The organism is Chitinophaga sancti (genome assembly GCF_034087045.1).
Classification (GTDB): Bacteria; Bacteroidota; Bacteroidia; order Chitinophagales; family Chitinophagaceae; genus Chitinophaga; species Chitinophaga sancti_B.
On sequence record NZ_CP139247.1, the window covers coordinates 2,980,578 to 3,002,941 of the forward strand.

Genomic DNA, 22,364 nt, shown 5'->3' on the forward strand with positions numbered 1-22,364 from the left:
TGGTTCTATTTTAGTAGTGGTTTAGCTATTGGATGATGTTCATTCATTATTGTTTCTCCTTCAGTACTGTTCAGGCGATTGGATGCTGTTTATTCATTATTGTTTCTCCTTCAGAACTGTTAGGGAGTTTGGATGCTATTTATTCATACAGTTATTGTTTTTTCTTCAGAACTGTTCGGGCGATAAGATGCTGTTCATTCATATTGTTATTGTTTCTCCTCTAGTACTAATGGCTAAACTTTTCAAACAGCGTGACCTGCACACCATTGAACACAGGTTTATCCAGCACCCATTCTGTACGGCCGGGTGTGGTGATCGTGTGTTTTACCGTAAGCGGAAAATTGTCTGTGCCGTAGGGCTGTAAACTTGTCTGCCTTTGTTGTACGCGCAGAGCCCGGGCTGAGAAAAGTAGCAAAGTCAATAGACCACCAATAGTCATCTTTGGGCGCATGTGCTTTACGCATCTCAGGATATTGTTTGGGTATCCAGACACCTGGCGTGACATTCACCTGATATATAACGTGAACGGATATTGCAGATAGCAACCCCGAAAGTATCATAAATCTTCTCATACAGTATTAGGTTACTTTCCCAAACCAAATCTGTCAGACTTTGATACCATTTTTGGGCCAAAAAAACGTATGGCACAGTGCAAAAAAGATCACTGTGCCATACGTAATTATGTTAAGCCTGTGGCCATGGATTCTGGAAGGTAGAGCTACCAAGCTGTACTTCCCTGGCAGAGAGTACCAGCTTTACCTGCATAGGAATTTCGCCGCTTGCCTGAAAATGCTCAAAATATTCTACACAGTAGGCATCGGTAAATTTGAGCTCTTTCATTTTGGACATAGCATCGCGGCGATAGAAGATGATACTGCCACTCTTTGTCTGCGTATTAGAGATCATCCAATCAAACAGATTGGTGTCGCCGTCTGACTCAAGCAGAACGGTCAATGAGCCTCCGATGGGGCGGGCGGCGGGCTTACCATTATGATCTGTGTGTTGGGTAAAAGAAAACTGACAGTCCAGTACATTGATTTCTTCACCGTCTAATCGCATTACTGCTTTGAATGACATACCTTGAAGGTTTTGTTTTTAACAATAAATTTATGGTGTAGGCAATGAATTGGGGTTATATCAATTTCAATTGCCGGATTAACGAGAAATATGGTCACCACGAAGATATTTATTCTGTGAGATATTGGAAATTTTTTTTGTCAGGCATTTGTTCGAATGTTGTTTAAGCTTTCTTCGAATGTTGTTCGAATGTTGTTCGAGTATTCTTCGAGTGTTCTTCGACGCTAGTTCGATGCTAGTTCGACGTTTCTTCGATTAAAATTACATCCGCTACCCCTGTTAATAAAATAAAAAATTAATGGTTATCGTTTAATGATTAATTATTAAGTGATGATTTAAATGTATGTGTATTAGAATTACATTGTGATTAAATCTGATTGAATTGTAGTCGTTTAACTATTACCGTAATAAAAACAGGGAAGTGGCAAAACTTTTATCGTTTCAACAGCTATGAGCAAAAGGGCAATGATAAACCGCTTAATAAATAATTTATATACATTTTCGCGTATCTTTAGGGCGTAATAATGACCCAAAATAGTATTAACCCTTGATAGGATAATATTTTTAGAAAAACCTTGAATCACCCAAATGACCCTGGCTACTTATACAATTCAAGCTCCGGAGGTGCAGGCTGCCATACGTATTGCCCAGGCCCTCGCCAAAGAACATCAGCATGTGCAATATACTCCTGCACACCTATTACTGGCATGTTTGCATAAAGAATTAAATCTCACTGCCCCGTTACAGGCAATGGGGGTCGATGTGTATTACCTCGAAGAATGGGCCGAAGTAAGACTGGATGGTTTGCCAAAAGGTGCCCGTATTCCGGATGAGCCTGAGGCCGATGACAATGCCGGAAATGTTCTGCAGGAAGCCGATTCTATCCGCCTGGAATACGATATGGATATGGCAGATGCCTGGTGTTTGCTGGTAGCTATCAGTACCCCGGGTGTAGGTTTTACTTTCGAACAACTCAAATCATTTCCTGTACAGCGTACACAGCTGCTCACGCATTTTATTAAAGATGTACCGCAGCCAAACCTGAATGGCATTCCCAAACAACCCGCTGCCGCAGGAAAACTGAAATACATTTATCGCCTCACTGACCCCCAGTACCTGCAAATGAAGCATGCACTGGCAGGCAGAGATGCTGAAGTACGTACCATGCTGGAAATCCTCTCCCGTAAGGGACGTTCCAGCATTCTCATGATAGGTGAAGGAGGTGTGGGCAAAACGAGTATGGCCGAAGCACTCGCGCGTGCCATCGTGCAAAAACAAGCTCCTGCACAGTTACAACAAACTGATATCTACGCACTCGATTATGGCGCATTCATAGCCGGTGCTGCCTATAAAAATGAACTGGAAGACAGGCTTCAGCAAATCATCTCCCATTTGCAGGAGAGAGGTCGTCATGTGTTATTCATCGATAACCTCCATACTTTGCTGGACAAGCAACCCGGCTCTGCCGGTGGTATGGGCAATGTGCTCAAAGCCGCTATTGGCAAAGGTGAACTCATCGTGATCGGTTCCTGCACCCCTGAAGGTTTCCGCAAAATGATAGAACCCGATAGCCTGCTCCGTCATTGTTTTGAAACCATGAACCTGGCTGAACCAGATGAAACCCTGGCCGCGAGAATGATCAAAGCAGTGATGCCTGATTATGAAAGTTATTACAACCTCACAGTGGATAATGAAGTGATTACAGAAGCTATCCGCCTGTCACGCCGTTATCTCAAAGAACGTAGTTTGCCGGATAGTGCAATCAATTTATTAGACCGTACGCTGGCGGCTATTCGTACTACCGAAGATACAGGTAAGCAGGTAGTAGATGATCTGCGTAAGCAATTTGAAGCTATCGAAGACGATCGTACGGAACTACAATGGTGGTACCAGCAATGTATGCAGCGGTTAAGTGCTTTGCTCACCACAAGGCTGCATATTGATCAGGAAGTCACTAAGATCGAAGATATTGCGACTTTAAAGGCTGTTTTAGGCGATATGCTGACCCAACTGGATCACCACGTCATGGAAGTCCACAATGCGGTTAAAACCGTGGATTTGGCTACCATGATTGCAGAAAGCACCGGCATTCCCCTCGGAAAGATCCAATCCAGTGAACGTGAACGGTTAGTGAACATGGATGTGGAGTTGCGCAAGCGTGTGGTAGGGCAGGACCACGCCCTGAAAACCGTATCTGATGCCATCCTGGAATCCCGTTCCGGCCTGAGCCGGCCCGGACAGCCTATCGGTTCCTTCTTCTTTCTTGGCCCTACAGGTACCGGGAAGACAGAACTGGCCAAATCTTTGGCAAATTTTTTGTTTCAGGATGAAAGAAGCATGATCCGGTTTGATATGTCTGAATTCAAAGAAGAACATTCAGCCGCATTGTTGTATGGAGCCCCTCCGGGTTATGTTGGTTATGAAGAAGGTGGTCTGCTGGTAAATAAGATCCGTCAGCAACCCTATGCTGTTGTACTGTTTGATGAAATTGAAAAGGCCCACCCTTCAGTATTCGATATTTTTTTACAGATCATGGATGAAGGTAAATTGCATGACCGCCTCGGTAAAACAGGCGATTTCTCCAATGCCCTCGTTCTGTTCACTTCCAATATAGGCAGTGAAATCATTGCTCATTCTTTCCGGCAGGGAGTCATCCCGCCATCACAACAATTGATGGAAATAATGGCAAAAAATTTCCGCCCTGAATTCCTGGGTCGTCTGACCGAAATCGTGCCGTTTGGACCCATACAAGCCGAAAATGTAGTCAGGATATTTGACATCCATTTGCAACACCTGTTGCAATTGCTCAGACAACAACAAATAGAACTCGAAGTGTCTGCTGCTGCAAAGGAACAGCTGGCAGTAGAAGGATACTCGCCACAGTACGGGGCAAGACCATTGAAAGAAGTGATCCGTGCCAAACTGCGGAAACCGCTTTCAAAAATGATCATAGAAGGGAGTTTGCAACCACACCAGAAAGTAGCACTGGACGTGGACGGAAATGGCGGATTAGTCTGGGATATTCGTTAACTTAGAATGTAGAACCATAGCGCATTTATTGTAGTAAAAACCATTTATTATGAATGATAATTACGGAATTGGCGGCACCGAGGTGAAGCTCGACGCCAATGAGGCCATTGTTGAAATCTCCCATAACCGGACCCTGTTTGCTGAAAAGTTGACCCAGCAAACCCCTGTTAAACCGGAGATAGTACAGGGATTAACTTCTGTAGAAGATGTGTTTGAGCATTACAAACCCACTGTAAACATGCTCTATCACGATGCCGACGGCCGTACCATACCTGAAAACCTGGAATTCCATAACCTGGGTGATTTTGGCGTGAAAGGTATTACTGCCCAGAGCAAATTCCTGAACGATCTCTCTACTGAGAAAGAACAGTATCTCAGGATCATGAAACACCTGAAAACAAACAAGATCCTGAAAGCTGCACTGGCAGATCCTTCAGCCAGAGAAGCCCTGCTGGGTTCCATCAGAGAGCTGCTGGCAGATCTGAAAAAGTAGTTCGTACCAATTAATTCTTACCCATGACAGAATTACAAAAACAACAGGGGGGACAGCAGGAAGAACAACTGCAAACCGCGCCCGGACAAAAACAATCCGCATCACTACAGGAAAATCTCGATATACTGGCCAAATACGGCGGATTTGATCTGCTGGAAGGCACCATCGAAGGCGTACAAAACCTCAATCCCGAACGTAAAGCCCGCCGCAATATCTTCCTGACCGAAAGCTCCAAAAAAGGAGAAAGAGACTACCTGAAAAAAACACTGGAACTCTGGGAAAAAGTGCTCACCGAAGCACAGGACCTCCCGGATATGGTGACCTATTGTACTGAACATTCCGAACAGGCAGGCAAAGTTCTGACCCATAACCTGGCCGAAGCTGTAGAAGCTACCAAAGAACTGGAAACTTCTTACCGCAACGTGGCCCTGTTCTTTAAAAATACTGAGTCTGACAAAGTGAAAAACATCTCCTTCATCAACGTGGAGGCCGATCAGATAAAAGACCTGGACAATACCCGCTTCATTGACGCCATTCAGCAGGAACTGGTTGCTAACTACGATCGTCTCGATCTGCGTGATAACTACAGTTTACTGATCCTGCCTGGTTACCTGGGTTCCAACAAGGTGCTGGAAAAATGGGCGAAGATCGCCTATGAAAACAAAGCCATGCTGGTCACAGACTTCTCTCACCTGGATGCTCCGGATGACGTAATGGAAATGTTTGAACTGGCGAACCTGACCGGTGGCGAAGTGCATCGTTCCAATGTGATCATGACTGCCAACTGGCTCGTAGGCCGTGGTAAGTTCGACGAGATCAATGAGCAGGATAACCTATACGTTCCACCTTCCGGCGCGCTGGCAGGTAAGATCTATAAAACCCTCATGTCGCAGGTAACTGCCGGTAAGAAATTCGGTGGTATCAACGAAGTAGATGGTGTGAAGTTTGAACTGAAGAAAAGTGAAATTGCCAGCCTTGAAAAAATGGGCCTCATCCCAATGGTAAAGGAATACGGCAAGGTCATGGCCTTCAGTGCAAAGACATTGTTCAATGGAGATAATATCGGTTTACAAACCTACTCTGTCGTTCGTGTATTTGACTACGTGACCAAAGTACTGATGGACTTCCTGAACCGTCGTGCATTTGAAAACTTCAATGCCAATACCCGCAAAGACCTGATGAAACAGATCATCCGCTTCCTGGATAGCATCACTGGGCCGGATAAACTGATCGAAGATTTCAACATCCGCCGTTTCGAACAGGACCCTTTACAAAAAGACCGTATTCACCTCGATATACACCTGAAACCATACTTCCCTGCCAAGAACTTCCTCATCAAAATGGATGGTCACAAAGGGGAAGATGCGAACGAATGGAATACTGAATATGAGCAGGACAAAGCATAAAATGGTTACCCGCGATTCAACTTATTGATGATAAACAAACTGTAGTTCCCCCTCCTGGAGGGGGAGCCTGTTTTTTAAGCCGGGAGCATTTTTGTGTAAACATAAAATCAAAAGCAAGGAAAAAGTCAGATGAAGCAATTGCTATTAGGCGTTTTCTGTTGTTGCTTCTTGTCATGGAGCAATGCTTCAGGACAAGCGCAGCCAGACAGTATTATCACGACGAAAGGCGCCGTCACCCTTATTACCTGTGGATCTTCCATCAGTACCTTTCAAATCGGAGATGGAAAAAATTCAGATTACGACTATCGCATCGTAGATGGAAATGTCGTATTTATCCGGCCGGTAGTGGCAAACCCACGCCCGACCAATCTGGTAATCAGGGAAGGAGAAAATATTTTTTACATGATCCTGGCCTACCGGGAAAAGGTAGAACTGTCAAAACTGAAGTACAACCTGTCAGGCGGTGCTACGGCAAAGACACCTACTAGTGGGGCAGGCGCCGGAGGTGGCACTTCAACAGCCGCTACCACTGCGGAACCCGTAGCTGATAATAACACACCATTGCCGGATGTCGATACCTTAACAGTAGGAAACATCGCAACAGACTTTATGAAACAACGAAAGGTACAGCGGCAGTATGAAACCACTTCGGAAGATATTACGGTCACGTTTTCGCAGGCGATGAGTCTGAACAACCTGATGTATTTGTGTTTCAGGATAAAGAACCAGGGTGGTACACCCTACCAGGTAGAGAAAGTAACGATCATGCATAAAGTGCATACTGATACAACCACCCTGCATCATTTGCCAATCGCCTATAGAAAAGGGCCTTCCTTTTTTGGCGGCAGAGATGAAGAAAACGTAGTGTTTGTAACACCTGCACCTGTACTGAAGAAGTCCGATGAGCTCATCTTCATCATGTACAATGCAGCCACAAAGAACCAGATTGTTTTGTATGTACCAATGAGCGGTTTGCCAAAATACATGATCACTAAATGATCCGGCGTTATCTCCATATAATCCTTGTTTGCACCTTTTGTGTGATCACAGAAGTACTGTCTGCACAGCAGGTGGCCTTTTGTGGCGAATCTGTGCCCATGGAACGGGACTTTGTAAATTACCGGTTGATGGATGTGATTAAGGGCCACCTCCGTCACCGTAATTTTTTGCCAGCGCTGAAAGCCCGGTCAGAACAGTATTTTCCGCTCATTGTACCCATCTTACAGCAATACCATATACCGGAAGATTTTAAATATTTACCTGTGGTGGAAAGTGGCTTTACCAATGCTACCTCCGTCGTAGGTGCACAGGGTATCTGGCAGCTGATGCCGGCTACCGCTACTACTTTGGGACTGGACGTAAGTAATTCAAATGATGAGCGGAATGAGCTGCTGAAATCAACACATGCAGCGTGTAAATACCTCGTACAATTATACAATCAGTTACACTCCTGGACACTGGCCGCTGCTGCTTACAACTGTGGTGCGGGCAATATCTCGCGCAATATCCGTAAGCAGGGCAGCAGCGATTATTATCAGCTGATGCTGAACAGCGAAACGGCACAGTACATTTACAAGATCATTGCGATCAAGCAATTGTTCGAATATCCTGAAGTGTACATTCCTGAATTTGGATACAATGTATTCAACAAGACAACGGTGAATGCCTCTGTTTTTAATTCAGGACCTTCGGTAGAGTCAGATAAACGATTCAGAAGTATCAAAATCAATATCGGCGGTAAGTCAGAAAAAACAGCTATCACGACACTGGCCGCTAAGATGCAGAGCAGTACAAGCTTTGAAGACGGGCAGCTGGTAAGTATATTGTTGTTGGACGATTTGCAGGCAAATGGTGTCTATATCCGGAAGCAAACAAAACTGTCGGGGAGGGGCTGGCTGGTGAGTAACCGTATCTATGTAGATCTTGGTTTTGGTAACATGGTGGTATTGTGCGATGCTGGAGGGAAGAAAGGTGTTTCGCCCGAAACGCTTAAAGCAGGAGGAGAAGTTCGCTTACAGAAAATATAGCTACATTCAATAAAAGCGCTTTTGCCGCAGGCAAAAGCGCTTTTATTGAAAAGGATAGTATTAATCACATTAATACATCATTCATGAAAATTCTATACGGATAATTATTTGTCCCATTCTCCTTCAATTGTTGTAACATCTCATCTTTCATATACAACAAACTTCCTTCTGCATACAAATTCGCTGGTTTAGATAAAGTGATTTTTATATCCAGCGTTCTGCTATATCCTTCTGAAGCACCGGGTTTTACTGACACCCCTTTCACAATGCTCACCTCTCTCAGCTCTTTCCCCATCACATACCTGACCAGTGCTTTGATATCTTCAGGTGTCACAATCCTATTCCGTGTAAGCAAATGATAGCGATACAGGTTGATCTTTTCATCAATACTCAACCGGTCTTTTCCACCCTGTGTATTCGACAGCATACAGATAGAATTCGGCTGTAACTGCACACTACCATATTCCTGCAACCTGCTACCCATACGGATATTATTCCCCGTACTACCATTGGTCGTATAAAACTCTAAAAACAAATAATCTGCATTTTCCTTTGGCTTGATCATCAGGTAAGGAATATTCCCCCTGTTGCTGGTAGGCTGTAATTGTTCTTCCAGGGATGCGATCAACTGATGCAGTTCCCGCATTCTACTCGCCACATAGTCATTCCGCACTTCTTCAAAGAGCGAACTTTCATCCCGGATCACTTCAATCAGGTAAGCAATGATCTCTTTTGCCTCACGGGAATCGAACCGGCCAATACCACTGCTCCTGATCACCAGCTCGCCTTCCTGCATCTCACCGCTGGTCGTAAAGTTACGCACATGGTAATCGGTGCCTGCCACATCATACACACGTTTCACATCAAAGTAAATATCGTTGGTATGCAGCGGCATAATATTCAGGTACTTGTTCAGTCGCTGTGACTGTTCATTCAGTTTTTTATTGATGACCGGGAAGCTGTTGATACTGCAGAACAGGTCTTCCAGCAGGGAATGACGAATAGTTTCAGGGAATTCAATCCTGATCCACACGATCTCCTGTTGCAGTCTGCTGCTACCCTGGCCAAACACATGATGTAGGGCAGGAGGGAAGGGCATGGCTGCCGGTAGTGGCTCAGTGCTGGTGACCGTCAGAAAATGTTGTTTGAATCGTTGTAATACCTGCTGACTATACCTGGTATTGGTATCGAAGGCGGGTTCCATGATGGCTTCCAGGTCTTCCTGGGCGGCGCTTTTGCTATGAAAATAGCCGCTTTTAACCTGCAAAGGTGTTTCACCTATATAAAATTTAGCCAGTGGCAGGTAATGATAAAACATTTCCTGCAGGTGTACGTTTCGCAGATCAAAGAAAAAAGAGAGCCCTTCTGCGGAGGTTACGGCTCCTTCCATACTCAGACCCAACCAAAGGTGATTAGGCGGTGTATCGGCCTGTAAATTGCCTTGAAGGACCTGTTCTTTGAACCAATGGTCCCTGGTCTCAAACAGTTTACCGCCAATCACGCTATATTTTACCTGTCCGCGGAACAGGCGATGATGTGCCAGGGGCATAAAAAAGAGGTCCTGGCTATTGAAGCCGTTCCTCAGTGAATAGAAAAACTGGTGATCGGGTGTGAGCGCTGCTGTTCGCTCATTGCAACTTGCATGCAGAATACCATAGGCCGGCTGGCTGCTGGTGATCGGTTCCGGCATCATGATCTGGGCCAGTCGTTCTACCAATCGGGCATGAGATACTTCTGCTTCGCCTGATATTTTTTCCAGTTCACTGGCGCAGGCTTCCAGTAATAACTGTACAATGGGATCAAAGGAGGTTTCTACCTCTGCATCAGGGTATCCCCACAGCCTGGCGGCCGTTTTCAGCATCCGGTCTTTGATTCGTTCTTTTTGCTCTTTAGCCAAGGGTTAAGGTTTTGGGTCAATTAAATCTGGTGCATATTCCACACTGAAATTTTTTTTAATCATATGACAATGGACTTACGTAAAAGAAACTACTATAATTGAAATCAGTTTTGTTTCTTGCCAACACCCCCGTCACTGTCACCCGTATTTTCTTCTTTACTTTTTTAGAAGTCATCCCCATCACTTCCTCCTGACTGATCTGCGCCACTACTCTCGTCTGTGTCAACCGTTTCTCATATCTGTTGATAGAAGCTCTTATCGACAGCTCCACCTGTTCTTTCACTTCATTGTTCGAAGCCCTGATATCGAAATCGTTGTCCCACAACTGACAACCATACTGGGGATCGTCTTTGTTCTCTCCCAGTACGGTTGTGATTAACAACTGGATATGCTGTGCTACCGATTCTTCGAGATTCACATCCGGCAGATCCTGCTTTTGCAAAATTCTGGAAAAATCCATGGGTAGTTTATAATACTGCTGTTTCATTTTTCAATCATTAAAGAGAAAATCAATCATTAAAAAATGCCTAAGAATTTCTTGTCGTATCGTACACGTATTTCCTTCACACAACCGTTTTGATCTTTGATCAGGTTCACGAGTTCAATCTTAAATCGTTTCTTACCACGGATACGTGAGCAGAAATGACTGAAAGAGTCCGTATCCTTATCATTCAGCAATACCCTTGCATTCAGATTATCGCAGAGGTAAGGAGAGAAGTCATTGGCATTCTTTTGTTTATCTACCACCTGGCTCAGCATGAACTTAAATTCATCGTCTGATACGGAGGGTACCTTCGGTTTTTCAGGCGCCGTTGGTTGCGGAGTAGGCTCCGGCACTTTGTTTTCTTCAGGGAACGGCATGGGTTTAAAGTCTTCCACTTTGTGATTGCTTTGAGCAGGGAACACCATGATATGTTTGGTCACCATCTTGCTGCTATCGCCATTGATAATGAGAGACAAAATGCGTTCGCCGGGTGAAGAGAATGTATATGTAACAGCGCGGCCGCTATGCACTTCGGCACCTCTTTGCAACAGTTGCCACTGCCATGTGCGGGCATGGCCAGTACTATTTGTAAACGTAGCAGGACGGCCTGCCAGCACTTCTTCCGGACCATCGATAGTGGGGTAGAGGTCGGCGGCTGGTGCAGGGGTATTATCTGCTAAAGCATTGATAATAATTACTTCCTGGTGCCAGGTACACTTGCTATGTGTGAGGGTCACCATATAAGTGCCGGCTTTTGTAAAAGCATGGTATACCTGCAAGCCACTGGTAGTGGCAGTAGAATCACCAAAATCCCAGGTGAGCCCGCTGTTGCTGCCTCCGTTTGTAGCAGCTTTAAAGGTGATCACTTCTCCTGTACTAAAAGAAGTGTGTTTTCCTGCATTGTTCCGGCTTGCAAGTTCAATACTTATCTGGCTGCAATCTTCGCGGCCGGTGGCCTGGAAGGCCAGTATAATGATACTGATGCCCAGTAATGCAAGGAATGTGTACAGTACCATTGGGTCGATATGGTTTGTTATCTTGCTGAATGGTCTATACGTAGTAACTTTTCGCTCATTTGCGGACTTTCTTGGGGTCATAGGTTTCTCGTATTTCTGCAATTTTAAATATTTTTTTAGATAAATTAATAAACTAACTACATTCGTAGTTGAAATTTTAACATTTGAATCCGTGAAATCTGGTGATATTTGTTAGTATGTAACCCTGAAAAATAAGAGATCAAGAAAAACCTAAATTAACCCGTATGGTAAATAATGCCCAAAAAGCCGCGGTGCTGGAAGAAGTGATCGACCATATCAGCAAATTGCATTATGATGTACGTGCCGAAGTAGTAGTGGGAGAGTTACTGGATAATCATGTGCGTGCCGAAGAAATTGCTGTACAAAATCAAAACGTATTTGTACGGTCTTTCAATAAAGATATCTTAAGTGCTCAACTGGATGATTCGCAACCTTATCATCCATTCATTTCGCTTACCCTCTCCCGTGATGGACTGTACGATCGTTTGCCGGAGGGTATCTTCCACCAGTTCACGCCGCAGCAGCAACAGCGCTCAGTGAGAGAAATGGTGCTCAACTACAAGCGTCAGCAAAAAGAGCAACAGGAAGCCAGAAAGTTTTTTCGTCCCCTTGAAAATGAATTCTTCCTGCAAAGAGTTTTTCTTGAACAGAAAGAAAAACATTTACTCTTTGATGCGTTTGGAAAAGATGCAGATGAACTGTTTCTTGCCTTCTGGGGCATACGGTCTGATTTGCCAAAAACGGCCCTGAAAAAATTGGTAAAATTGTTGCCATATATCTACCGCATAGCAGGTAACCTGCCTTTGGTACAATTGTATTTGCAGGCCATTCTGGATGAGCCTGTAAAAATTGTACAGGAAGATATGCCGACGGCTGTAGAAACAGGCAGCCAGGTGCCTTTAGGTGATTCAAGATTAGGATTGGATGCGATGACTGGCGATCTCTTTTATACAGATATGCCTGTATGGAAAATTACCATTGGCCCCCTTCAACAGCACAGGGTACACGACTTCCTCCCGTGGCAGCCTTATGGCCGTCTGCTGGAGACCTGTTTTAGTTTCCTGGTGCCAGTTGATGTAGATGTTGAGACCATCCTGGAGCCTCACCCCGATGAGAAGGAAGTCTTTATGGCTGATACTCAGGAAAAAGAGGGTTTAGGAGGGTACAATTTTTACCTGTAGGCATTAAATGGAACTATTTTTGCATGTAATATACCCTTATGGTTTGATTCCGGGCCCAGCGGAGTATTCCAGCCCCAGATTCATCCAACAGGTTTAACCCTTTCCGAGGAAATAAGACTATGATACTAAAAGCTAAGATCTACATTGTACTGGCGGCATTCATGGCTATCGGCTCCCTGATAGTGGGACTGCTGAGCCGTTATATTAAAAACTTTTCCCTATATAAGAAAAAGGCACTCTGGTACCTGGCTATCATGGTACTGGTATTTGCTGTCATCAGCTCTATTCCGTTCCTCTTTACACACCAGAATTCCATGAGCCAGTATGTCTTCTACGAAGTATGGTTCCTGGGTTTAGGCGTAGTACATTGTAACCTCATGTATACGCGTTTCTGGGGGAGTGAAGATTCGTTTGGCTCAGAGCTGGCATTCATTGTGGCTATCTGGTTATTTGGTGGGATCGGGTTCATTCTCATTCAGCATCTTTTTGCAAAAGGAGAGTTTTCATTTTACCCGCTGCTTACCTGTATGTTCGCATTCGCACTGCCTACATTTGTGTATAAGACTTTCGAAAAGATGATGGCCATTCCTGCCAAAATTTTCAAGTGGTGGCAATATCCTGCTTACCAGGAATTGCCCGAAGTGAATGAAGATGATATGCGCGACCTGATTGTAATAGGTTTCGAACTGGAGAAGAAAGTAACAGATCATGACCGCACATACTTCCGTGCACGTACGCCTATCAAAATGGACCTGGGCGATCTCTTCTATCATTTCATCAATGACTATAACGACCGTTATCCCAATACGCCGATTGACGTAGTGGATGCAAACGGACAACCATATGGCTGGGTATTTCACCTCAAATCAGGTTGGCTGGGTACAGCTAAAACCCTCGATCCTGACAAAGCTGTATTCATGAATGGCATGCGCGAAAACAGTGTCATTATTTGTAACAGAATTATTATCAATTAATCCCTACATTTTAAATTATTCATCCATGGCAGAACCGCTTAAATATTTTCCCGTCAACTGGGTTGATGGTATGAAGATAAAGAAGCAGCATTTCGTTGAAACAGAAAACGCAATGCTGGATCAGATAAGGGATGCTATTTCCAGCGGCTTGCATGCGCAGAACTACGGATTGCTGCCTGCAAAAGCAGATAGTAAAGAATCATTACGTTGCTGGTTTGTGACCGATAACCAACAACAATGGAGAGTGAAACTCACTGAATGTCGTGCCGTTACCCCAGGTGGCGCAAGAATTGAAATTCCTGAACACACTGTACACTCGCTGAAATACGCTACTACTTTTCCAGAAGCTACATTTAACTGGGATCCACAGCATGCAGAAAATGCTTACTATATTCTCATACAGGTAAACCCCTTCAATCGTCAGCCAAGCGGAGAACCATTGCTGCATGAAGATCCACCACGGTTACCATATGGCACACCAGAATATCATTTGTATGTAACACCTGCGTCCCAGTTGCCACAGGGACAGTTAGGCAGTTATCAGATGGTACTGGGGCGTATCAACATTGTAGATGGACGGCCGCAAATAGATGATGATTATATACCACCATGTACGATGGTGTATGCGCATCCTGCATTGGCAGACCTGCACCAGGAGCTGGATCAGTTTCTTGGTCAGCTGGAACTCTATGGTGTGCACATTGTACAGAAAGTATATGCACGTAATCAGAACAATGATCTGGCGCAAGTAGTACTGTACATCACAGAAAGATTAGTACAATACCTGGGCACACGTATTTCACAGTTCCGTTGGTTAGGTATTTATCAAACACCTGCAGCAATGCTGGAAGTGATAGCTGGACTGGCTCGTACCATGAAGAATGCGATCGATCAACGTGCCAGTGCAGGTAAAGAAGAATTGCTGAATTACTTTTCAGAATGGTGTGAACTGAAGCAGGGTGAGTTGGAAGCGCTGATGGTAAATTGTGCGAACATCCGTTACAAACACATAGATGTAAGAGAATGTCTTCAACCTATGATCCCTTTTGTACGTGCGATCAATAAGTTGTTCGAGAGCCTGAGCAGACTGGATTACATCGGTCGTAAGATGGACAGTGGCATCTTCGTAAAAGAAGAGTCAGCAGAGGATGCAGAATATTTACGTAAGCATAAAACCAGGAAATGGTTTTTCACAGATTGATCATAATTTTCAACTCAATTTAATATCACATGCGTGTACTGAACAAGCAGGAAAGATTATCCGCTTTTTTATGGTTCCTGTTATTTTTTATCGTTACAGTAGGTCTGTTTGTACTGGCCATATTTTTCAACTTCCAGGTGCCAAGCCGTGAGAATGCAGAGCTGCGCAAGGAGCTGGCTACATTCCGCCAGGAGCAGGCATTTCAGGGAGAGTTTCTGGGTAAGCTGGAAAGAGTAAGAAACAATTTAGACTCCATCAACCTGCCAAACCAGAATGCGAATTATATGGATCAGGTCATTGCACAGGACCTGGTGAGTATGCGTAACTCTATACCTAAGGATGCGGTAACGCATTATGGCTTGTATGCAAACATCATACAGAACTGTCTTTTGTTGCAACAAAGTAAGCAGCAATTGCGTGGATTATCGAATGCACAACAGAGCATTGCCGAGCTGAAAGAGAAGATCAATGATCTGAATAAAGAATTGGAAAATGCCAGGAGCGAGCTGGATTACAACAGGCAGTTAATGAGAAGCAGGTAATGATTTTATACATTTCATTAATGATAAATGATTAAAAATATAATTTGTTAAAGTGGTGTTTTAAGGCCTGTTAGGCTTGGCTATACGCGGAATTATATTTAATTTTAACCATCATAATTATATAAATAAATAAATAGCCCTTAATTGTTAATTCTTTATTGTAAACCTTAAACATTTAACCCATGTCATTCAAATCCGTGTTTGAAGTAGCAGGGAAACAGTTGGTTGTTAAACACTGTAGCTACGACCTCACCCAAGAAGTAGATGCAACTGGTCGCCCTTCAGCAATTACCCGTGGTGGCCGCATCCGTTTAATCGTTGAATCTAATGGCGACACTGATCTGTTCGAGTGGATGGTGAACAACTTCGAAAGGAAGGATGGTACTATCACTTTCTACAAGAGAGATTCAGATGCAAAGTTGAAATCGCTAAACTTCAAGGAAGGTTATCTGGTAAAGTTTGAAGAAACTTTTGATTCAGATAATCAAAACCCGATGACGGTTGCATTCACTATCTCAGCCCGTGAAATTGCCATGGGTAACGCATCCCATATTAATGAATGGGTAAAGTAGTGGTATGATTTGCTAAATGAAAATTATGCCTTTTAAGGAGCCCCTCTGCTGGCGCAGGGGGGCTTTATATTTTTTTTGAAATTGCTATCAGCTTAAACAATTTCGTCTTCAACAAAAAAGAACTTTCCATCACTAAACAATACTATTTCCTTGCTGCCGCAGGCCCACCTACTCCCGCCTGCTTTCAACAGTATATACAAAACTATCCGCTCTATAGTAACCTATATTATACTCAATCGGTAAATCATTTTTATCATACACATATCTCCGTCTGAACAAAACCGGACTTCCTGCATCGATCTCTAATTTCGCTGCCACAAATTTATCTGCTGCTCTTGCACTCACTTCCTCTTTTGACAATGTTGCCACTACTCCATAATCCTTATCCAGGATATCATACAACTGCCTCTTAAAATCTTCTTCTCCTGTCAACCCTATCCTGGGATGAAACCATGAAATAAAATAAACAAACGGTCCTTCCGGCGTTCCTCTCAATCGCTCTAATTTCAAGATCTTCTGATTAGCAGGAATACCAAAAAATGCCACCGCATCATTATCCGGCAACACCCACGTTACATGCAATTCAAAATTCCGCACTTTTAAGCCTCTTGCCTGCATCTCCTGTGTAAAGCTGATCCAGTTCTTCGCCTTAGAGCTGATCTTCTCCAAATCGGCCACTTTAGTACCTACACCTTTCTTTCTCACCAGCAATCCCTCGTACACCAGCTTATTCAACGCCTGCCGCAAGGTAGATCTCGATATCGCCAGTTGTTTCGCCAACTCCACCTCATTGGGCAAAAACTGCCCGCCCGCGTACTTCGGATCCCTGATCATGTTGCGCAATAACTGCTCCGCCTGTATGTGTAAAGGAACTGGATTCTGATGATCAATACTTATTTCCATCTGCCAAAATTAATCATTATGTTTGTATGTATATACATACTATGAGAAAAAAGGTCTTCTTCTTCGCTTTTATCATGCTTGCCGTGCTATCATCCGGCGCTCAAAACAAACAACTGGCCAATAAAATAATGGCAGATCACCGCCTCGACACCATTCAGGCCAGGTGCCTGCGGCTACTCACAGGGTTCACCGCCGGCACCTCCTATGGGGAAGTCTGGATCAGGGATTTCAACACCTTTATCAACGGCTCTCTCGCCGTCCATGACAAAGAGAAGGTGAAAGAAATGCTCCTTCTCTTCTTCAAAATGCAGGGCAAAGATGGTAATGTCGTAGACGGCATGATCTCCAAACAAAAAGCACAGGCAGGATACGATTATATCTACTCCGCCCTCGCCCCTGAATGGGCCGCCCACAAAAATACCGTGGAAACAGATCAGGAATCCTCGTTGGTGCAGGCTGTATACAAATACATCAAACATACCAACGATACAAGCATCCTGCACATCGTCATCGATCACCAAACCGTGCTACAGCGCCTGGATGCAGCATTGCAATATGTACACAAAGCCCGCTGGTCAGCTAAATATCACCTTGTAACAGGTGCTACTACTATTGACTGGGGAGATGTACAACCTGAAAAAGGATGGGGTGTGGTGATCAATGACCATACAAAGTGGTCTATTGATATTTATGACAATGCGATGTACGCTATTGCACTCAAAGAATACGCGGAATTATCAAAAAACAGATCCTACCTCACCCAATACACCCAACTCAAAACCAACGTTCGCAAATACCTCTGGCAATCTGGCACTGGTAAGTATTTGCCACATCTCTACCTGAATGGCAGCCCTTTCTCTCCCGATTTCAAAGAAGAGGAAATCCTCTATACGGGTGGTTCTGCCTGCGCAATACTTGCGGGTTTTCACTCTCCGAAAGAGATCGCCGGCATTAATAAGCAAATGCTTAGGGCTGCTTCCAGAGAGAAATATGCCACCATTGGCATCACCGTCTACCCGCCTTATCCTGAAAAGGAGTTTCCTAACATGAAACCTTATGTGTACCAGAATGCGGGTGACTGGTCCTGGTTTGGTGGTAGAATGGTACAAGCCCTCATTGAGCATGGCTTTGTCAAAGAAGCTTACGATGAACTCAGCCCGATGCTGGATCGTGCCCTTATCCACCATGGCTTTTATGAATGGTATGATGTACAGACTGGCGAGCCAAAAGGTTCGGGGGATTTCAGGGGAGAGGCAGGGGTATTATATGATGCAATTGCGGTATTGAAAAACTGGGCCAACCATCAAAAATAAATTGCTTCTTGCTGATATGTCTATATGTTTGTACATATCTGCAATGCCTAATGCGTGTCAACTCTATCAAAAAAGAGATACCATCCATATCCATCCTGATACGGCCGGTATCTCTTCCTGCAAAGCGTGTAAATATGATTAAAATGTAACTGCCAGCTGTATTAAAAAAAATTAATTCACCGGAACATTCACCTCCATCTTAATAATATCATCCACCTTACCACCCGGTGTACCCACTCCAAAATCACTTCTGTTCACATCAAACTTCCCTGCGAAAGTTCCACCACTACCGGTTTTCACAAATGTAAATGGTATAGAAAACGGCTTCTTCACACCATGCATTGTCAACTCACCTTTCGCTACATACCCACTACCTGATTTCGTAATCTCTGTAGACGTAAATGCAATCGTCGGATATTTCTTCGCATCCAGCCACTTATCACCCTTCGCATGTGTATTCTTCAATCCATTACCGGTATTGATACTAGACACGTCAATGGTCACATCAAATTTAGAAGTATTCAGATGTTGCTCATCAAATACTACCTTGCCTTTCAGATCTTTAAAAATACCGTTGGCGCCAGCAGCAGAAAACTTTACAGCATAACCAGCAGCGATCTTATAATCTGGCCCGGAGAGAACCGTAAACGCTGATGCTACCAAAATAATAAGGGCAGTAACGGGAAGGAGGATTTTTTTCATTGTACTTGTTTATTTAACCTAAAAGTATGCAAAAAAAGCACCAACAAAAACGGCTTTGCCATCAGGCAAAGCCGTTCAAAATATTCTTTTAATATAGTTTTCAATACTGCTGCGAAAAGCATTCCCAACAATTAAAAAACAGCCTGCAAGTTTTAAGTCTTTCTTAACTTCAACGACTGTACAAAATGATGATTCCCCTTCTCCAATATCAAACTCGCCCTAAACCTTGTCGGTAATATATTCTGCACCAGATTCGGCTTATTGATCTCATTCCATATCTTCCTCGCAATCTCTTCTGACTCCACATCTGTCAAATGTGCATATCTGTGAAAATAAGACTCCGGATTCGCAAACGCCGTCGTCCTCAATGATTTAAACCGCTCTATATACCATTGCTCCAAATCCTTATCTTCTGCATCCACAAAAATAGAAAAGTCAAAAAAGTCCGATACGAATATACTTGGCTCCGGTGACCCCAGTGGCCTCGGCCTCACCTGCAACACATTCACTCCCTCTACAATCACAATATCCGGCGATTCTACCCACTGCATTTCATTCGCCAGCACATCATATTCCAAATGACTATACAGCGGCGCAGCCACCTTTTCTTTCCCTGATTTCAGATTCGCCAGAAACTGTACCAGCCTCCTGATATCATAACTCTCCGGAAACCCCTTTCTATTCATAATCCCTCTCTGTTCCAATACCCTGTTCGGATATAGAAAACCATCTGTCGTTACCAACGCGACTCTCGGATGATTGGGAAACGCAGCCAGCAACCATTGCAATACACGCGCTGTAGTACTTTTCCCAACCGCCACACTTCCTGCAATTCCAATAATATAAGGCACTTTAGTCACCTTGCTTCCCAAAAAGGTATTCGTTGTTGCATGCAGTTCCTGCGCAGCTGTTACGTACAGATTTAACAATCGTGACAGCGGCACGTATATTTGTGTAACCTCTTCCTTTGTTAGCGGCTCATTTAACCCATGTAGCTTATCCAGATCTTTGATCAGGTGTTCCATGAGTTCATCACTTTTATTTGCCCATGCTTCACGGGCAATCGTGATATAGGGAGCGTAGTTGTTCCGTGTCATTTAGTTTAGATGCTGTTGCCTGTTTATCGATTCCGTTGTTTCAGGGTGCTAAGCTATGTAAACCGTTTTAACATTCAAAAATTCATGTGTGCCTTCCAGGGAAAGTTCCCTGCCATATCCCGACTGTTTTACGCCCCCAAAAGGCAGACGGGCATCTGAGCGCACCATGGCATTGATAAATACATTGCCGCTATCGATCTGTACAGCCAGTTTTCTCGCTTTATCGAGGTCGCTGGTCCAGAGAGAAGCCCCCAGCCCATAGGGCGTCTGGTTCGCCAGTGCAACAGCATGTTGTTCATTATCAGCCTGAATGATAACAGCCAGTGGGCCGAATGTTTCTTCGTCAAAGGCTGTCATGCCTGGTTTTACACCGCTGAGCAGGGTAGGAGCGAAATTCGCACCCGAACGCTGCCCCCCTGTGATCAGTTTCGCACCCTGTTCTATGCTCTGATGTAACTGATGTCCTAACTCCGTTGCCAGATCCGGACGGGCCATTGGCCCCATGTCAATTTTCTGCAAGGTAGGATCTCCCTGGCTCATTTGCTGTATGAGTGTGGTCACCTGTTCTGTAAATGCGTCAGCTATTGCCTGGTCTACAATCCAGCGCTTTGCAGCGATGCAGGACTGACCGGCGTTCTGAAAACGGGCCTTCACAGCTGTACGTGCTGCCTCTTCCAGGTTTGCATCTTTCAACACGATGAAGGGATCGCTGCCCCCCAGTTCCAATACCGTCTTTTTAATATATTTTCCTGCCAGCCCGGCTACGCTCTGACCTGCAGCAGTACTACCTGTGAGGGTCACACCCTGTACACGATCGTCGGCAATCAGTGGTTCTATATGTTTGGAATTCACCAGCACGGTTTGAAATACGCCTTCGGGGAAGCCAGCTTCTAAAAATACCTGCTCAATGGCCAGTGCACAACCGCTTACATTGCTGGCATGCTTGAGTATACCTGCATTGCCGGCAAGAATATTAGGAATGGCAAAACGGAACACCTGCCAGTAAGGGAAATTCCACGGCATAATAGCCAGAATTATACCTTTTGGCTCATATGCCACATAGCTCTGCTGCCCATCAGATTTGATGATTTTTGAGGCCAGCATGCTACCAATATTTTGTACATAATATTCAGCAGAGGTTGCGCATTTTAATACTTCAGCTTTTGCTTCTTTTAGTGTTTTTCCCATTTCCCGGGTGATGATCGCAGCGTGTTCATCGGCTTTCTCTTTCAGCACATCCGCGAGTTTTTGCATCCAGGCACCACGCTGCTCCAGTGAAGTCTGCTTCAATGCCTGATATGCCTGATGACCTTTAACAAGTTTCTCTTCCAGTTCTGATGCTGTGTGCGCTGTATATTCAGCAATGGTTTCCTGTGTATATGGGTTAATACTCTTAAAGGTACTCATGTGAATAAAGTTTTGATAAAAGTAAGGATTATAATTGCTTGAACTGATCAGGAGCGCAATTATAGTACCGGGTAAAACTATTCACAAATGCAGCTACATGGCTATACCCTGTTTCATCTGCCACCAGCTGCAAATCAATCTCCGGCAATGTTAATAATGCCGCCGCTTTTTCCAGTCGCCATAAGATGACGAATGCATCTACGCTGGTGCCATATAAATGTCTGAATCCATATTGTAATTTCTCCTCAGAGATATCAAACAACTCACACAATTCCGAAATTTGCACACCAATTGTATTCGCTTTGATATATGCTTTCGCACTATCAATACTATTGATATCTTCGTTCGTCAATGGTTGATATTCCAATGGCGGATATTGTAACTGTGCAAAGAAATGCACTAACAATAATTCACATTGTTTGCTGATATACCTGCTACGTGCATATTCATTACACCCCAATGGATTTCGTATCTGTTCAAGTAGCAACGAAGCATATGCATCCAGTGCTACAGGTGCTGCATTAATTACACCACCATGTAGATTCTCAGCTATGGCAGGTAGGATGGTTTGTTCAATAAATGTAGGTTCCGCAAATAATGGTAGTTGTGCTTCACCGAATTCAATGTTTAAAAAACAATGCGTACCTGGATGTATAGACACTGCTTTCTCTTCATGCGTTACATAAAATAAATTCAGATCTCCCTGTTGCACATGCTCTGGTATTCCGCCACGCATGGCAGAATGCACATTGAGCGAAGAAAGCGTAACAGCCAGGTGCAAACCAGGATGATCTACATGGGGATGAATATCTGTCACCTGTGAAGTGATTACGTGATGCTGCCATACACGAAAAGGAGTTGCTTCCAGCAATTGCTTAAATACAAATACGCGGGCATTGCCGTATACCGTTCTTCTTGCATGGGGAACAATATAGGAATGCATAATTTCGGGGACATTCTCTACCTGGATGAAGTCTGCGAAAATTTGTTGTTCTGCCTGTCTGATTAAATTCATATCAGA

At 44.1% G+C, this 22,364-nt stretch carries 21 protein-coding genes; 11 read left to right on the plus strand and 10 right to left on the minus strand.

Annotated features, from left to right (window positions below; all coding sequences use genetic code 11):
* Positions 1-278: 278 nt before the first annotated feature.
* Complete coding sequence (locus tag SIO70_RS12435; RefSeq protein WP_320581179.1) at positions 279-572, minus strand: hypothetical protein; 294 nt, start codon at positions 570-572, stop codon at positions 279-281.
* Positions 573-684: 112 nt separating this feature from the next.
* A complete protein-coding gene (gene tssD / locus SIO70_RS12440) occupies positions 685-1,077 on the minus strand; it encodes a type VI secretion system tube protein TssD (protein WP_083720391.1) in 393 nt (130 codons plus the stop codon).
* 588 nt (positions 1,078-1,665) lie between these two features.
* Between tssD (SIO70_RS12440) and SIO70_RS12445 the strand changes: the two genes are divergently transcribed.
* The 5 genes from SIO70_RS12445 (at position 1,666) to SIO70_RS12465 (ending at position 8,033) form a co-directional block, all read left to right on the plus strand.
* Positions 1,666-4,107: an ATP-dependent Clp protease ATP-binding subunit gene (locus tag SIO70_RS12445; RefSeq protein ID WP_320581180.1), complete on the plus strand. Its 2,442-nt coding sequence runs from the start codon at positions 1,666-1,668 to the stop codon at positions 4,105-4,107.
* 49 nt (positions 4,108-4,156) lie between these two features.
* The gene (locus tag SIO70_RS12450) at positions 4,157-4,600 is read left to right on the plus strand and encodes a hypothetical protein (RefSeq protein ID WP_320581181.1); all 444 of its coding nucleotides are present in this window, start codon (positions 4,157-4,159) and stop codon (positions 4,598-4,600) included.
* 23 nt (positions 4,601-4,623) lie between these two features.
* Positions 4,624-6,006, plus strand: coding sequence for a DUF5458 family protein (locus SIO70_RS12455; RefSeq protein WP_320581182.1), 1,383 nt, complete (start codon positions 4,624-4,626; stop codon positions 6,004-6,006).
* Between the two features lie 129 nt (positions 6,007-6,135).
* Positions 6,136-7,005, plus strand: coding sequence for a hypothetical protein (locus SIO70_RS12460; RefSeq protein WP_320581183.1), 870 nt, complete (start codon positions 6,136-6,138; stop codon positions 7,003-7,005).
* 41 nt (positions 7,006-7,046) lie between these two features.
* On the plus strand, positions 7,047-8,033 hold the full coding sequence (locus SIO70_RS12465) for a lytic transglycosylase domain-containing protein (RefSeq protein ID WP_320581184.1): 987 nt from the start codon (positions 7,047-7,049) through the stop codon (positions 8,031-8,033).
* A gap of 64 nt (positions 8,034-8,097) precedes the next feature.
* Here SIO70_RS12465 and SIO70_RS12470 read toward each other — a convergent pair whose 3' ends face one another.
* From SIO70_RS12470 to SIO70_RS12480, 3 genes are read right to left on the minus strand one after another with little or no spacing between them, the layout of a single operon-like run.
* On the minus strand, positions 8,098-9,930 hold the full coding sequence (locus SIO70_RS12470) for a hypothetical protein (RefSeq protein WP_320581185.1): 1,833 nt from the start codon (positions 9,928-9,930) through the stop codon (positions 8,098-8,100).
* 55 nt (positions 9,931-9,985) lie between these two features.
* The gene (locus tag SIO70_RS12475) at positions 9,986-10,417 is read right to left on the minus strand and encodes a GPW/gp25 family protein (RefSeq protein ID WP_083720382.1); all 432 of its coding nucleotides are present in this window, start codon (positions 10,415-10,417) and stop codon (positions 9,986-9,988) included.
* A gap of 29 nt (positions 10,418-10,446) precedes the next feature.
* Positions 10,447-11,430 carry a PKD domain-containing protein gene (locus SIO70_RS12480; protein WP_320581186.1) on the minus strand — a complete coding sequence of 328 codons (984 nt, stop codon included), beginning with the start codon at positions 11,428-11,430 and terminating at the stop codon, positions 10,447-10,449.
* Positions 11,431-11,675: 245 nt separating this feature from the next.
* On the opposite strand from SIO70_RS12480, the gene SIO70_RS12485 reads away from it, so the two are divergent.
* From SIO70_RS12485 to tssD (SIO70_RS12505), 5 genes are all read left to right on the plus strand, one after another.
* Entirely contained in the window at positions 11,676-12,632 is a 957-nt protein-coding gene (locus SIO70_RS12485) for a type VI secretion system baseplate subunit TssG (RefSeq protein WP_320581187.1), read from the plus strand.
* A 119-nt stretch (positions 12,633-12,751) separates the two neighbouring features.
* The gene (locus tag SIO70_RS12490; RefSeq protein ID WP_320581188.1) at positions 12,752-13,606 is read left to right on the plus strand and encodes a TssN family type VI secretion system protein; all 855 of its coding nucleotides are present in this window, start codon (positions 12,752-12,754) and stop codon (positions 13,604-13,606) included.
* Between the two features lie 25 nt (positions 13,607-13,631).
* Positions 13,632-14,807 carry a hypothetical protein gene (locus SIO70_RS12495; RefSeq protein ID WP_320581189.1) on the plus strand — a complete coding sequence of 392 codons (1,176 nt, stop codon included), beginning with the start codon at positions 13,632-13,634 and terminating at the stop codon, positions 14,805-14,807.
* A 29-nt stretch (positions 14,808-14,836) separates the two neighbouring features.
* Positions 14,837-15,349, plus strand: a complete 513-nt coding sequence (gene tssO / locus SIO70_RS12500; RefSeq protein WP_083720377.1) for a type VI secretion system TssO — start codon at positions 14,837-14,839, stop codon at positions 15,347-15,349.
* Between the two features lie 182 nt (positions 15,350-15,531).
* Entirely contained in the window at positions 15,532-15,921 is a 390-nt protein-coding gene (gene tssD, locus SIO70_RS12505; RefSeq protein WP_083720376.1) for a type VI secretion system tube protein TssD, read from the plus strand.
* Positions 15,922-16,089: 168 nt separating this feature from the next.
* On the opposite strand, the gene SIO70_RS12510 is transcribed toward tssD (SIO70_RS12505), so the two are convergent.
* The gene (locus tag SIO70_RS12510) at positions 16,090-16,824 is read right to left on the minus strand and encodes a GntR family transcriptional regulator (RefSeq protein WP_320581190.1); all 735 of its coding nucleotides are present in this window, start codon (positions 16,822-16,824) and stop codon (positions 16,090-16,092) included.
* A 41-nt stretch (positions 16,825-16,865) separates the two neighbouring features.
* On the opposite strand from SIO70_RS12510, the gene SIO70_RS12515 reads away from it, so the two are divergent.
* Positions 16,866-18,137, plus strand: coding sequence for a hypothetical protein (locus SIO70_RS12515; RefSeq protein ID WP_320581191.1), 1,272 nt, complete (start codon positions 16,866-16,868; stop codon positions 18,135-18,137).
* 171 nt (positions 18,138-18,308) lie between these two features.
* Here SIO70_RS12515 and SIO70_RS12520 read toward each other — a convergent pair whose 3' ends face one another.
* From SIO70_RS12520 to SIO70_RS12535, 4 genes are all read right to left on the minus strand, one after another.
* Positions 18,309-18,839 carry a YceI family protein gene (locus SIO70_RS12520; RefSeq protein ID WP_320581192.1) on the minus strand — a complete coding sequence of 177 codons (531 nt, stop codon included), beginning with the start codon at positions 18,837-18,839 and terminating at the stop codon, positions 18,309-18,311.
* Positions 18,840-18,991: 152 nt separating this feature from the next.
* Positions 18,992-19,936, minus strand: coding sequence for a type I pantothenate kinase (coaA, locus tag SIO70_RS12525; protein ID WP_320581193.1), 945 nt, complete (start codon positions 19,934-19,936; stop codon positions 18,992-18,994).
* Between the two features lie 48 nt (positions 19,937-19,984).
* Entirely contained in the window at positions 19,985-21,343 is a 1,359-nt protein-coding gene (locus tag SIO70_RS12530; protein WP_320581194.1) for an NAD-dependent succinate-semialdehyde dehydrogenase, read from the minus strand.
* A gap of 28 nt (positions 21,344-21,371) precedes the next feature.
* Positions 21,372-22,358 (minus strand): helix-turn-helix domain-containing protein, encoded by a 987-nt coding sequence (locus SIO70_RS12535; protein WP_320581195.1) that lies wholly within the window; start codon positions 22,356-22,358, stop codon positions 21,372-21,374.
* Positions 22,359-22,364 lie beyond the last annotated feature (6 nt).

Excerpts from the sequence above, each read along its gene's own strand:
- SIO70_RS12515 (WP_320581191.1), top strand. The coding sequence starts at position 16,866 with ATGAGAAAAAAGGTCTTCTTCTTCGCTTTTATCATGCTTGCCGTGCTA.
- SIO70_RS12520 (WP_320581192.1), bottom strand. The coding sequence starts at position 18,839 with ATGAAAAAAATCCTCCTTCCCGTTACTGCCCTTATTATTTTGGTAGCA.
- SIO70_RS12490 (WP_320581188.1), top strand. The coding sequence starts at position 12,752 with ATGATACTAAAAGCTAAGATCTACATTGTACTGGCGGCATTCATGGCT.
- SIO70_RS12475 (WP_083720382.1), bottom strand. The coding sequence starts at position 10,417 with ATGAAACAGCAGTATTATAAACTACCCATGGATTTTTCCAGAATTTTG.
- SIO70_RS12510 (WP_320581190.1), bottom strand. The coding sequence starts at position 16,824 with ATGGAAATAAGTATTGATCATCAGAATCCAGTTCCTTTACACATACAG.
- SIO70_RS12435 (WP_320581179.1), bottom strand. The coding sequence starts at position 572 with ATGAGAAGATTTATGATACTTTCGGGGTTGCTATCTGCAATATCCGTT.
- SIO70_RS12535 (WP_320581195.1), bottom strand. The coding sequence starts at position 22,358 with ATGAATTTAATCAGACAGGCAGAACAACAAATTTTCGCAGACTTCATC.
- SIO70_RS12455 (WP_320581182.1), top strand. The coding sequence starts at position 4,624 with ATGACAGAATTACAAAAACAACAGGGGGGACAGCAGGAAGAACAACTG.
- SIO70_RS12445 (WP_320581180.1), top strand. The coding sequence starts at position 1,666 with ATGACCCTGGCTACTTATACAATTCAAGCTCCGGAGGTGCAGGCTGCC.
- SIO70_RS12480 (WP_320581186.1), bottom strand. The coding sequence starts at position 11,430 with ATGGTACTGTACACATTCCTTGCATTACTGGGCATCAGTATCATTATA.
- SIO70_RS12530 (WP_320581194.1), bottom strand. The coding sequence starts at position 21,343 with ATGAGTACCTTTAAGAGTATTAACCCATATACACAGGAAACCATTGCT.
- SIO70_RS12450 (WP_320581181.1), top strand. The coding sequence starts at position 4,157 with ATGAATGATAATTACGGAATTGGCGGCACCGAGGTGAAGCTCGACGCC.
- SIO70_RS12495 (WP_320581189.1), top strand. The coding sequence starts at position 13,632 with ATGGCAGAACCGCTTAAATATTTTCCCGTCAACTGGGTTGATGGTATG.
- SIO70_RS12485 (WP_320581187.1), top strand. The coding sequence starts at position 11,676 with ATGGTAAATAATGCCCAAAAAGCCGCGGTGCTGGAAGAAGTGATCGAC.
- coaA (WP_320581193.1), bottom strand. The coding sequence starts at position 19,936 with ATGACACGGAACAACTACGCTCCCTATATCACGATTGCCCGTGAAGCA.
- tssO (WP_083720377.1), top strand. The coding sequence starts at position 14,837 with ATGCGTGTACTGAACAAGCAGGAAAGATTATCCGCTTTTTTATGGTTC.
- tssD (WP_083720376.1), top strand. The coding sequence starts at position 15,532 with ATGTCATTCAAATCCGTGTTTGAAGTAGCAGGGAAACAGTTGGTTGTT.
- tssD (WP_083720391.1), bottom strand. The coding sequence starts at position 1,077 with ATGTCATTCAAAGCAGTAATGCGATTAGACGGTGAAGAAATCAATGTA.
- SIO70_RS12460 (WP_320581183.1), top strand. The coding sequence starts at position 6,136 with ATGAAGCAATTGCTATTAGGCGTTTTCTGTTGTTGCTTCTTGTCATGG.